At 28.9% G+C, this 12682-nt stretch carries 12 protein-coding genes; 2 read left to right on the top strand and 10 right to left on the bottom strand.

Annotated features, from left to right (window positions below):
• Both CSGHG_RS23625 and CSGHG_RS14735 read right to left on the bottom strand, forming a co-directional pair.
• Window positions 1-330 (bottom strand): hypothetical protein (locus CSGHG_RS23625; RefSeq protein ID WP_026022385.1); only part of this gene is annotated, 330 nt, incomplete at its 3' end.
• A complete protein-coding gene (locus CSGHG_RS14735; RefSeq protein WP_010296853.1) occupies window positions 257-1201 on the bottom strand; it encodes a TraB/GumN family protein in 945 nt (314 codons plus the stop codon). The genes CSGHG_RS23625 and CSGHG_RS14735, both read right to left, overlap by 74 nt.
• Before the next feature lie 277 nt (window positions 1202-1478).
• On the opposite strand from CSGHG_RS14735, the gene CSGHG_RS14730 reads away from it, so the two are divergent.
• Together CSGHG_RS14730 and CSGHG_RS25110 are read left to right on the top strand one after the other, a co-directional pair.
• Window positions 1479-2939 carry a PucR family transcriptional regulator ligand-binding domain-containing protein gene (locus CSGHG_RS14730; protein WP_010296851.1) on the top strand — a complete coding sequence of 487 codons (1461 nt, stop codon included), beginning with the start codon at window positions 1479-1481 and terminating at the stop codon, window positions 2937-2939.
• The gene (locus tag CSGHG_RS25110) at window positions 2921-3118 is read left to right on the top strand and encodes a helix-turn-helix domain-containing protein (RefSeq protein ID WP_081496336.1); all 198 of its coding nucleotides are present in this window, start codon (window positions 2921-2923) and stop codon (window positions 3116-3118) included. Before CSGHG_RS14730 ends, CSGHG_RS25110 begins: the two co-directional genes overlap by 19 nt.
• 83 nt (window positions 3119-3201) lie before the next feature.
• Here the strand turns inward: CSGHG_RS25110 and arcC are convergent, their stop codons facing one another.
• From arcC to CSGHG_RS14690, 8 genes are all read right to left on the bottom strand, one after another.
• Entirely contained in the window at window positions 3202-4116 is a 915-nt protein-coding gene (gene arcC, locus CSGHG_RS14725; protein WP_010296849.1) for a carbamate kinase, read from the bottom strand.
• A 25-nt stretch (window positions 4117-4141) separates the two neighbouring features.
• On the bottom strand, window positions 4142-5194 hold the full coding sequence (gene allD / locus CSGHG_RS14720; RefSeq protein ID WP_010296847.1) for an ureidoglycolate dehydrogenase: 1053 nt from the start codon (window positions 5192-5194) through the stop codon (window positions 4142-4144).
• A 41-nt stretch (window positions 5195-5235) separates the two neighbouring features.
• A complete protein-coding gene (gene allE, locus CSGHG_RS14715) occupies window positions 5236-5997 on the bottom strand; it encodes a (S)-ureidoglycine aminohydrolase (protein WP_010296845.1) in 762 nt (253 codons plus the stop codon).
• 1 nt (window position 5998) lies between these two features.
• Window positions 5999-6931 (bottom strand): oxamate carbamoyltransferase subunit AllH family protein, encoded by a 933-nt coding sequence (locus CSGHG_RS14710; protein ID WP_010296844.1) that lies wholly within the window; start codon window positions 6929-6931, stop codon window positions 5999-6001.
• An 8-nt stretch (window positions 6932-6939) separates the two neighbouring features.
• Complete coding sequence (locus CSGHG_RS24385; protein ID WP_026022384.1) at window positions 6940-8202, bottom strand: YlbE family protein; 1263 nt, start codon at window positions 8200-8202, stop codon at window positions 6940-6942.
• Window positions 8203-8222: 20 nt separating this feature from the next.
• On the bottom strand, window positions 8223-9947 hold the full coding sequence (gene fdrA / locus CSGHG_RS24380; protein ID WP_026022383.1) for an acyl-CoA synthetase FdrA: 1725 nt from the start codon (window positions 9945-9947) through the stop codon (window positions 8223-8225).
• A gap of 105 nt (window positions 9948-10052) precedes the next feature.
• The gene (allC, locus tag CSGHG_RS14695) at window positions 10053-11285 is read right to left on the bottom strand and encodes an allantoate deiminase (protein WP_010296841.1); all 1233 of its coding nucleotides are present in this window, start codon (window positions 11283-11285) and stop codon (window positions 10053-10055) included.
• Between the two features lie 102 nt (window positions 11286-11387).
• Window positions 11388-12647 (bottom strand): MFS transporter, encoded by a 1260-nt coding sequence (locus CSGHG_RS14690; RefSeq protein ID WP_010296840.1) that lies wholly within the window; start codon window positions 12645-12647, stop codon window positions 11388-11390.
• Window positions 12648-12682: the final 35 nt, after the last annotated feature.

The raw sequence follows: 12682 nt of genomic DNA, 5'->3' as shown, positions 1-12682 counted from the left end.
ATCCAATATAATTTCATCTCCAGTTAATAAATTTTGATCTAAAGTTTTTGAGTATGGTGATTTTTCTCCATTCAATTTAATTATAGAGTTATCAGTATTTATGTGTTTTTCAATTATATTGTTATTATTATAATCTGTGTAATTAATTACACCATTTAAATAGTGATTGCAGTTTTCATATAATGTCATTATAGTGATCATTTTAACATTATTATCTTCATTAATTAACGTACCAAAAGATTCATTTTCTTTTAACTCATCTGATAAGTTTATCCCTGAAGCAGTATAGCAATGTTGTCCGCCAAATTGTCCAAAAATATTTTCCTTCATTAAAATATTTTGATATTGTTTTAAAATTGTTATACATAATATTGTCTCTAATATTAGTAATATTGCTTAATATCTCATCTAAATTTTTATTTTCATCATCAAAATTAACAGCATTTTGAGTATTGTATATTGAATTTAATACTAAAAATAAATCTCTATTATTTTCTTTGCTTAAATTTTTCTTATAATAATCTTTATACCCATCCATTTCTTCATATAACTTCAAAATAGATTGTTTTATATTGTTATAATCTTCCTTATTAACACTATTATTATTTGCTACTTCAGTACTTATTTTATTAATTTCTATAATTTTGTTAAGATGTTCTTTACTCTTGCTATCCAATTTTATTTTAGATAATTCTTCTTGTAGATAATTTAATGTTTCATCAGTTGTTGCTGCATCTATGCCTAAAGTGATAATTCTATCTTTTTTATCTAAAGTTGAGTTAAATTTATACAATTCTTTGTAAAATTCATAGTCTTCTTTATTTGAAAAATATATATCATCTAAAAGCTTTTCATCACCTGTATCCAAGTATCTATTTATTTTTATACTATTAACATAGCTACCTTCAAGCAATAGATATTTTAAATCAAAATTTTTGCTCATATACTTTAAAAACTTCATCTTAATAGAATAATTAGCTTTAGTTCCATGGCCTTCACCTATTAAAATCAAATCTGATTTTTTCATATCTGAATCTAGAAAGCCTAAATTTGAAAAATCATCAACTTCTTCTAAATTTAATGCCTTAACATTTTCATTTAAATAAGCATTATACATTTCTTCTGTAATTTTTTCTTCTTCACAACCTATTAAAAATACACATAAGAACATTGTAATAATAATTACTGAAATTTTTTTCATTTACACTCCCCCCTATTCCTTAAACCCCTAGTTATATTATAATGTATATAAATATAATCCACTACCTATGATAAATATTCTTAAGACTTTATTACAATAATATTTTTTAATTTTTAAAATCTACTTACCAATCTTCTCTAAACTTTTTTATTACCATAACATGATTAAATATTTAATCATACTATGGAGTATACATTTATATTGTAAAGTGATAAAATTATATCTAGTAATTAATACCATTTCCATGTTTACTTTAGGGGTTTAGGGGGATTAATCAATGAAATTTTTAAAAGATTTATTTGATTTAGACATATTTAAAAAGTGTAAAATTATTGCTGGTGAAAAAGGATTAGATAGATCTGTAAACTTTGTTAATATTTCTGATACAGACGATATTGCTTCCATGTTGAATGAAAACGATTTGCTTTTAACTACAGGATATGGGTTTAAAGATGATGCTAAAAAATTAAATAAATTCATTATATCTTTAAACAATATCGGGGTCTCAGGATTAATAATAAAAGAAAATAGATTTATAAAAGAAATTCCACCATCAGTTGTTGAAACTGCTAACCAACTCAATTTTCCAATATTAATTTTAACAGGAAACAGCACATTAGGTGAACTATCATCTCATATAACAGGATATTTATGCAACTATAAAAGCGCTGAATTATTTCACGCAATAAATTTACAGAAAGAATTCACTGATATGATGCTTAAAAATCATAATATAGATTACCTTTTACATAAGCTTAGTTTAATAATTGACACTTCTGTTGTTCTTTTAGATTATAAGCTAGATATTATAAGTGCTTCTACATACTTAGATAAAGATAATGATGTACTTATTGAAAATATTATCTCAATTATAAAATCAGATAAAGACAAATATGGTTCTTGTACTAATGAATCATTAGTAGATGTTAATACATCGAAGCAAACTACTTTTTCTACCTTTATTGTTCCTACAGTATATCATATACCTAATATATTAATAGTGTTAGATTCAAATAAACTTATATATCCATTATCTAATACATCTATTGAGCAAATAATTTATGCTTTATCTTTTTGTATCATAAAGAATCAAATGCAATTTAAAAATAAAAGTAAAATTAAATCTGCATTCTTCTTTGATATGTTATATGGCAATATATCTAACACATCAGAATTTATAAAAAAAGGATCTCAATATGGACTAAAGGATAGTTGTAAATATATGTGTATAACTGGTTCATTTGATTTTTATAATCCCTATAAAAATTCTGAAATAGCAAATCAAAACAAGGTATCTTTAGCTACTTTTCATTTAATTAACAGTGTAGAGAAAAAATCAAAAGAATTAAATTTAGATACCATTGTTTTTACTCAAAATACTTATTTTATAATTATTATTCAAATAGAACAATACAATAATGTTATTCAAAAGCTTATTGAGGATTTAATTTCTAGTGTTCAAAAGGGTTGTTTTGATGATATGCCTGTTTCCTTTGGTGTAAGCTCACCAGTTAGAAATATAACTAAGATTAAAAATGCTTATTTAGATTCACTTCAAGCTTTAAATTTAGGGTATGACCTACAAAAATCCAACTTTGTTCAATATTATAAAATTCAAGAAAGTAGAGATATACTTCAAATGCTTCCTGAAAAAACTTTAAAAGAGTTTTCTTCAAATATATTAGGCAGACTAGTTTTAAAAACTTCTAAAGAAAAAATATACTTTTACAAACACTAAAAGCTTATATAGACAATAAATATGATTTATCTAAAACAGCAAGGACCTTATATGTACATAGAAATACTGTAAAATATCGTTTATCTAGATGTGAAGAGCTTCTTGATATGTCTTTAAATGATAGTAGTGATTCTTTCACTATTCAATTAGCCTTAGAAATTCAGTCCATGCTATCTTAAAAATATAATTCAAAGAATACTTAAAAAAGTATGAATCAAACGATCTTCTAGTTTGATTCATACTTTTTTTATAGCTACTATTATTATTTATCCGAAATTAAAGTACCTGTATTCCCCTTTATGCCATCTTTTGCCTTTTCTAAAGATGTAATAAGAGCCTTACGTCCTTTTTTGCTATTTGCAAATTTTAATGCAGCCTCTACTTTGGGTAGCATAGATCCCGGTGCAAAATGTCCTTCTTCAATATATTTTTTAGTTTCTTCTATACTCAATTGGTCTAACCATCTTTCATTAGACTTTCCATAATTTATAGCAACTTTATCTACAGCAGTTAAAATTATCAAATAATCTGCATCTATAATTTCTGCTAATTTTTCACTGGCAAAATCCTTATCTATTACCGCCGGAATACCTACTAGAGCCCCATTTTCTTCTACAACTGGTATACCACCACCACCTACTGTAATTACTACATGTCCATCTTTTATAAGTGATTTTATAACTTTTTTTTCAACTATATCTGTTGGTAATGGTGAAGGTACTACTCTTCTATATCCTCTACCAGCATCTTCTAACATAGTATATCCTTTTTTTCTTTCTAGCTCTAAAGCTTCTTCCTTAGAATAAAATGATCCAATCGGTTTAGTTGGGTTTTTAAATGCTTTATCATTTTTATCTATTAAAGATTGAGTTATTATTGATACTACATCTTTATCTATGCCTCTATTTCTAAACTCTTCTCTTATTGCCTTTTGCAGGTGATATCCTATATAACCTTGACTCATAGCCCCACACTCTGGCAGTGGCATTTCTCTAGATTCCATAGCTAGATTTATCATTCCAACTTGTGGCCCATTCCCATGGGCAATTACTATTTCATTACCTTCAGCTATTAAATCGACTATGGAATTAGATGTATACTTTACTGCCTCCATTTGCTCCTTACAATTATTTCCTAAAGCATTTCCACCTAATGCTATAACTATTTTATTCCCCATATTATCCCCCACTGCAACATCTTTATTATTCAACAGCAAATGCACCTTTATGATCATAGTTATTATAATGTACATCATCTGAAGTTAAGTAATTATATATCTCATCTACAATTTCAATTCCATCTCTTTTATAATTTTCTTCTCTTATCATACTTGATTGACCTGGATATCTTACACTATCAAATCCTGATGCAGGTTTCATAGTACTTAAATCTTCCATAGTCTGATCTATGTTTTCTAAGAATTTTTCCACATTAGTGAAATATGCTGGATTAATAACTATGTTTAATTGTCCTAAATTTCTATCCTCTGTTAAATCACTATACATAGAAGTAACCCTTTTTCCGAAAGGTAATCCAAGTAATACCCCTGATAAAACATCTACCATCATTTGTAGTGCATATCCTTTAGGACCTGCTATCGGTGTAAGAGCATTAACTTTTAATGGATCTCCTGTTGGATTTCCATCTTTATCAACAGCCCATGTAGGGTCAATTGGTGTACCCTTAGATCTTGCATGTAATATTTTTCCCCAAGCTTGAATAGTTGTAGCCATATCCATCATTAAATATTTTCCGCTTTTACTTGGAGTTGCAAAAGCTATTGGATTTGTTCCATAATAAGGTTCAGTTCCTCCATAAGGAACGCACATTGGATCTGATTGACATAAAGCAATTCCTATTAATCCTTCACTTGCTGCTTGTTGAACAAAATATGAAAGAGCTCCAGTATGTCCAACTCTTTTAACTCCAACTATTGCAACACCATTTTCTTTAGCTATTTTTATAGTTCCATCCATAGCAAGTTTTGCTGCTACATGTCCTGCTCCATTGTCCCCATCAAATATTGCACTACATGGACCAGTTTTTTCAAAAGTAAAGTTAGGATTTTTATTAGTTCCACCCTTAGATATTCTTTCAGCATAATATTCAACTCTCATAGCTCCATGTGAGTGTATACCTCTTGCGTCAGCATGTGCTAATACATCAGCAACAATGTCTGCATGCTCTTCTTTTAACCCAGCTTTGTGTAATTTATTTTTCATAAGTTTGTGCAATTCTGCTTTTGTTAATCTCATTTTATAGTCCCCCTTATAATATGGATTTAAATTTAATGATTTTATAATAGGACATCCCTATTACAATCTTTTGAGTAAATATATGATAAGTTTTCTCTTCCTACTCCATAACAACATTGTGGTACATACGGTCCAAACCATATATAATCATTTTTCTTTACTGGTATCCATTGATTATCTAGGTTATAAACACCTTCTCCTTGTAATAAATACGCTCCATGTTCTTGTACATGTGTTTCAACAAATGGATGACATGCTCCCGGATAGAAAGTTAATATATGGAAATTCATATCAAAAGCAATATCTTTTGGCAGAAAATCTATTATTTTTACATTAGTCATATCATCATAATCTAATTCCGGTTGCTCTTTTATACTAGAAACTACAAGCCAAGGTTCGTGTCCTTCTAATGGTTGATATTTTTGTTTATATAAGAATATTTTAGAATCATTTTCATTTATATTTTCTAAATTCATACTTTCCTTTGGAGGACAATATACATATCCTCCGCCTTCAATTATATGTTCTTTATCTTTTACAGTAACTTTGATTTTACCTTCAATACAATAAACAAAAGTTTCTATTCCATATCCACCAAATCCTTTAGTTGTTCTTCCTGTTTTACTCATTGTTATTATATAATCTACAAAACTTGAACCTAATTTTGGTGAAGCAAGTATTGAAACTCTACAATCTTCAAATCCTGGAACTACATTATTTACTAGTCCTTCAGGCGCTATTAACGCAAAACTTCCGTGTTTAATTATTGATCTTGATGCTAATAAGTCATTTGGATATCCCATTTTAATTCACTCCTATTTTATTTAATTTATTTTTTTCTATTATGGCTACCATACCTAAAAATATTCCAAGTATAGTATCTATACCTGATGTATGCCCTTTTTTACTTACATTAATTAATTTTTCTTCTATTATATCTAAGTCATCATCTAACATAGCTTCACATAAGTCATTAATCATATGACCCACTTTACCTTTACATCCATACATTAGATATTCTAAAGAAATATCTGTAGTTCTTTTCCTACCTTTATTTTGTAAATATTTATAAAGCTCCTTAGACATATTATCCTCTCCTGATATTTTTAGAAATGAGATTAACCCAAGAATTAAATCATCACCACTAGGTGTTAATCCCTTTCCTCTACCAATGAAATAGCTAAACAAATCTTCTTTTTCTCTATTAAACACTACAACATTTTTAAGTCTGATAATATTATTATAAAACTCATCAATTTGAGTATTTTCATTATACGATAATCTTTCTAAAAACTCTTTATTTGATTTAGAAAATCCATTTTGTATATTAGAATCTTTTATAAAGTCACCTATTATTTTTAAATTTGTTTTAACTGTATTGATATTAAAATTTTTATTTTTTATGGTGTATTCATATTCTCCATCTAAAATACTTAGTTCTAACCCTATATTATTAAAAATAACTTTTTTATTTTTATAATTTATTGATACATTATCTCCTACAGATAAATTATAAGTTAAATATTCTATTATACTATCATTTACTTCAATACTAAATGGCAACTTCATATTAACATTTCCAATTATATTAATTAATTTTGAACTTATCTTTATATTTAAGCTTTTTTTAAATATACTATGAATTTTTCCATATTCCTTATGAAATTCGCCATTTTTTAAAAAATTATTTTCACTTAAAATATCTTTACTATACTGATTTGCTTTTACAGTATACATATTATTTATTAAACTTCTACTCCATATTTTTTAGCTAATGCTTCTAAGGCTTTAGTAAAACATCCAAGTGGCACCCTCACTGTACCTGCCCCAATTTGTCCTATTCCTGCTTTTTTATGTGCAATTCCTGTATTTATAAGTGGCGTTATTCCTGTTTCAACAACTTTTCTTACATCAATTCCTAAGCAAGTTCCTTGAAAGTCCCAAGTAGGTATACTATAATTAGGGTTTCTTGCTATACATATTTCACTCATTTCCTCACTTATAGCTGAAGCATCTTCAAATCCACCAGCTCCTATAAAACGTGTTACTCCTGGAGCTGCTATCATAGCCATTCCACCAACACCAAAAGATTCTGTAATCGCGCTATCTCCCATATCCGGATTAGCTTCCTCTTGGCTAAATCCACTAAAGAACAATCCCTCTGGAGTATTAACTGGAGCGGTAAACCACTCATCACCTAACCCACTAACACGTATTGCAAAGTTATCTCCATTACGAGTTAATGCAGTTACAATTGTTCCTTCTTTAATAGTTCTAGCAGAATCCATAATTACTTTACATGTAGCCATCATTATATTTAAGAAGAATTGGTCTGTATCTGCTAAAAATTTTGTTACCTGTCTTAATTCTTTCTCACATATATCTGCTGTTAATAAATATGGCATGATTTCTTTTAAAAATAATACTGAAGCTGCTATATTACGTTGATGGAATTCATCACCCATCGTTATTGCTTTTGCAATTATTACATTTACATTCAATCCACCATCTATTTGTCCTAAAGCTTTTGATAGTGCTGGAGCTAGTACATCTTTCATCCAATGTAATCTATTTATAACTTCCTCACCATAAGCTCCAAATCTTAAAACTTTACCAATTCCTTCATTCATAGTGCAATAAGCTCTTTTTTCATTTACTTTATTCTCAACAACTAATACAGGCATGTTTCCAGAAGTAATACCGCCCATTGGTCCAACAGCGTCAACATGATGACAAGGTATAAATTTAATCTCACCATTTTCTAGCATTTTTCTGGCCTCATCTTCATTACTTGCCCACTTTTCAAAAAGAGCTGCTCCAATACAAGATCCTTGCATTGGTTCTGTCATTCTCTCCCACACTATTGGTGGTCCTGCATGTAATAACACCCTTTCATTTAATTCTTTAATAACTGTTTTTGCTGGAACAACATCTATTAAAAATGGTTGACCTTCTTTTATTTTTTCAATAACTGCTGTATTAGCCTCGTCAATTGTATTAAACATCATAACTAATTCCCCCTTAAAGTCTATTTCAATTTTTCTAATATTTTAGCCAATCTTTTATCCCCACCAGCAATTGGTGACCAATTGTACTGTACCACATCACTTTCATATTTTTTAACTGTTTCTGCAAAATGTTTAAGACCTATATTTATAACCTTAGGTTTATCTGAAATAAGCTTTATAACTCTATCATTAATTTCTTTTTTTTCTTCTTCTACAGTTTTTTCACAATTTAAGTAATCAATGATTTTTATTGCTAATTTTACAGCTAACGCATTGCTTTCACAGATAATAGCTCCTGATTCTCTAAGGATTTCTACTTGATCCTCATATGTTTTTGGGTCATTACTAGTTCCTGTTACAGATCCTATAAATATTATTTCATTTCCATTTTTCTTAGCTTTTTCTCTAGCTTCTTTTATAACCGGTGCAAATACTGATGCTACATCATTATGTCCACCATATCCAATTACATTATCCATTAATATAATTGCAGTTTCTTTCATTTCTATAACTTTTTTAAGCTCATCAACACGAAGTGATGGTTCTATCATTGGATGTGGTCTTCCCTTTGTATATTTATCATCACCTAAATCTATAATTTCATGATTTTCATAATGAAGCATAATACCATTATCGTGATTTTTATCATCTTCTATTTTAAGATAATCCCTTATAATCATTGCCGCTTCTAATGCTAATGTTCCTCCACAATAAAGACCTTTTATAAATCTTTTATTTTTATTTTCTTTTATAGTTTTTATTTCTGGAATCGTACTTTCTATTTTCTTATAAGAAATAGTATTCATATTAGATAATTCAACTGCTTTTAATGCCGCTTCATCTAAAGTCCATGCATAATGTACATTATCATGATTTTTTCTAGGTTTTTCTCCTAAAAATATTGCTACTACTGGTTTTTCTAGTTGTGTAAAGACTTTAATAACTTTATTCATAATTTCCGGTGATGGTGGCTTAGACACAAAAACTATTACATCTGTTTCTTCATCTTTCGCCAGTGCTCTTAATGCCCTTATTGCAGTTATAGCTCCTACTTGTGAAGATAAATCTCTTCCTCCAGTACCTATTGCATGAGTTATTCCTTTTTTATATCTCGAAATTATAGTTGTTATTTCTTGTATTCCTGTACCTGAAGCACCAACAACACCTATATTTCCTTTTTCAATGACATTAGCAAAAGCTAAGGGAACTCCACCTAAAATTGAAGTACCACAATCTGGTCCCATTAGTATTAAACCTTTTTCATCTGCTTTTTCTTTTAATCTTTTCTCATCTTCTATGTTTACATTATCACTAAATAAAAATACGTTTAAATTCCTATCTAATGCCCTCTCAACTTCATCTGTTGCATATTCCCCAGCTATTGAAATAAGCGCTAAATTAGCATCATTAACCTTTGATATAGCTGTGTCAAAAGTTCTAGCACTTGGAATTTTGCTACCCTTTGATTTAGAGCTTTGATTTTTTATAAAATCTTCTATCTCCATCATAACTTCATCAATTTTTGATTTATCTTCTGTATCAACTACTATACAAATATCATTTGGACAAGCATCTTCCAATTCTTCTGTATATAATCCAGAATTTTTAAAGATATCTTTATTTGCAGGTGTTCCCATCATTACTGAAATTTGTGATATACCTTCCATTGAAGATAAACTTTTTGTAAGCAACATCAAATTTACAGAATCCTGATAAGAGTTCTTTTTTATTACTGTAAACAACATATTCTTTCCTCCTCTATTTCTATAAGATTCTTTTAAATTTTTTAAATATATAGTATTTATAGATTGCATTTTATCAGAATCTTCTTTACTTCTTATTAATATCTTTTATTTATAAGCAAGTTCATAAAGGCTATTTATTAGCAAATTAACACCTTCTTCTAAATGTTTAGTCTCTGTATATTCTAATGGTGAATGACTAATTCCATCTTTGCTTGGAACAAAAATCATTGCTGTTGGTACAAATTGTGCCATTATTTGCGAATCATGTCCTGCACCACTATGCATTATCTTATAATTTACATTTTCTTTATTACATTGCTCTTTAAGTACATTCACTATTTTTTCATCCATCGGAACTGGATCTTCATCCATCCACATATTGATATCAATTTCAACATCATTCTCTTTTGCAATTTTTTTAGAATCTTCACAAATCATATCTGTAAATTCTTTAAGAATTCCCTTATTGGTATGTCTTACATCAAGTGTAAATATAGTCTTTCCCGGAACAACATTAGAGGTGTTAGGTGTAATATCTATTTTTCCAACTGTTGCAACAAGAGGATCGGAATACTTTCTAGCTTTTCCCACAATATTACTTATAATAAGAGAAGTTGTATAAAGTGTATCTTTTCTATATTTCATAGGAGTTGTTCCAGCATGATTCGATTGTCCTGAAAGTTCAAATATAAATCTTCTTTGTCCAACTATACTAGATACTACTCCAATGTCTTTTTTCTCAAGTTCTAAAACATTTCCTTGTTCTATATGAGCTTCTATAAAAGCCTTTATATCTTGTCTTTTAGGATCATCATCTGTCTTAAATCTAAAACCTGATTTTCTCATAGCACACTCAAATTTAATACCTTCTGTATCAGTTTTCCCTATTAAATCTTCTTTTTCAATCATATTAAATATATTTTTTACCCCTAAGAACACATAAGGAAATCTACTTCCTTCTTCTTCTGCCATTGAAACAACTTCAATATTTCTTAATGGTTGTCCGTATTTTTCTTTCAAATACTTCAGTGCTAATATTCCTGCTACAATTCCATATTGTCCATCATATATTCCACCATTTTTAACTGTATCAACATGTGATCCTGTTAATATAGTTTCATTTTTAAAGCTACTTCCTTCTAATCGTCCAAATACATTTCCTACTTCATCGTAGTAAACTTTATCAAATTCAAGTTCTTTCATCTTGCTTTCTAATCCTTGCTGAGTATTTAACCATTCTTTTGAATATAACAAACGTGTAACTCCACCAGTTGAATCTTTTGCAAAATTCGCTATCCAATCTAACATAATTTCTACTTCTTGTCCCAAATTACCCATATATTTTCCCCCTAAGAATTAACTATTATTTACTGTGTTCATCTTTAATGTAGCTCTTTAGATATAAACTAAAAGCTTTATAACTAAAGAACCGTTTATATATTAAGATGTTTCAATTTTTCTATTTTTCCAATTCATGTTGCAAATTAGCATAGTAACTATACCCACTAATATAATAATCGCTGATAAGTAAAAACCAGATATTTTAGTTCCTGTTGCATCTGATATCATACCTGTAATATAAGGCGCTGCTACTGATGCTGACATTCCAAAGAAATTGAATAATCCAAATGTTGTTGTAAGCACTTTTGGATCCGCTATATCAGCTACATAAGAAACTAATATAGGATCTACTGCAAGTTTTCCAAACAATCCATATAAAACAAGACACACTATTAAAAGTTCATTGCTATTAACCACAACCGTTGCATAAAGTGTAATAGCTCCTATTACCTCTAAAAATATTATTAATGCTACTTTCTTATTCATAAATTTATCTGACACTCTACTAAATATTAATGCCCCTGGTACTGAAGTAAATGCTACTAGTGATGATACTATACCAATTGCAGCACCTTGAAACCCTCTTTCTTGTTCTAAGAATGCTGGAAGCCATGTGACTATCATGTAGTATCCATAGCATGTTGCAAAATATAATACACATGTTCCAATCATTTTAGGATTTTTAAGTATAGTTAATATAGATACTTTTTCATCTTCTCCTACATTTGTTTTATTAGAATTATTTTTAGCTATAGGAGGTGTGGATTTTATGTATTTTTTAAACAATAACGCTGTTACTATTCCTAAAGCTCCACTTATAAATAGTAATATTCTCCAATCTATTTGAACTTCTTTTACTAAATAGCTAGAACCAATTAGTCCTATTGCCATACCTAAAGCTGATCCGCTATTTATTATTGCTGTTGATAATCCTCTTTTTTCTTTTGGAATTGTTTCTGCAGTTAATGAATATACTGGACCAAAATATGACCCCTGACCTATTCCTGTTAAAACTCTAGCTGCTAAAAACATTGTAAAAGTTACTGCTAATCCAGATAGTATAGCTCCACATCCAAAAAGTATAAGCCCTGGAACTAAAATTAACTTTCTTCCAAACTTATCTCCCAAATAACCAGATGGAACCTGCAAAACTGTATATGGTAAAAAGAATAAGCTACTTATTAAACCTGCACTAGCTTCAGATTTAATATTAAGTTCTGACATAATCTCAGGTAAAACTGGATTTAGTACAGTTCTATTAATCCATATGACTGTCCAGCCTAAACAAAATAGTATTACTAACCTTTGCCAATATTGAATTTTCTCTTTTCTTTCTATCTTTGCCTCCAAAGTATCCATAATCTTCGCCCCCATTTTATTATTTATTCTGACAA

The organism is Clostridium senegalense JC122, assembly GCF_000285575.1.
Lineage (GTDB): Bacteria > Bacillota > Clostridia > Clostridiales > Clostridiaceae > Clostridium_J > Clostridium_J senegalense.
Note: the sequence above shows the minus strand (reverse complement) of the source record. Positions and strands in the feature narration are given on the sequence as shown.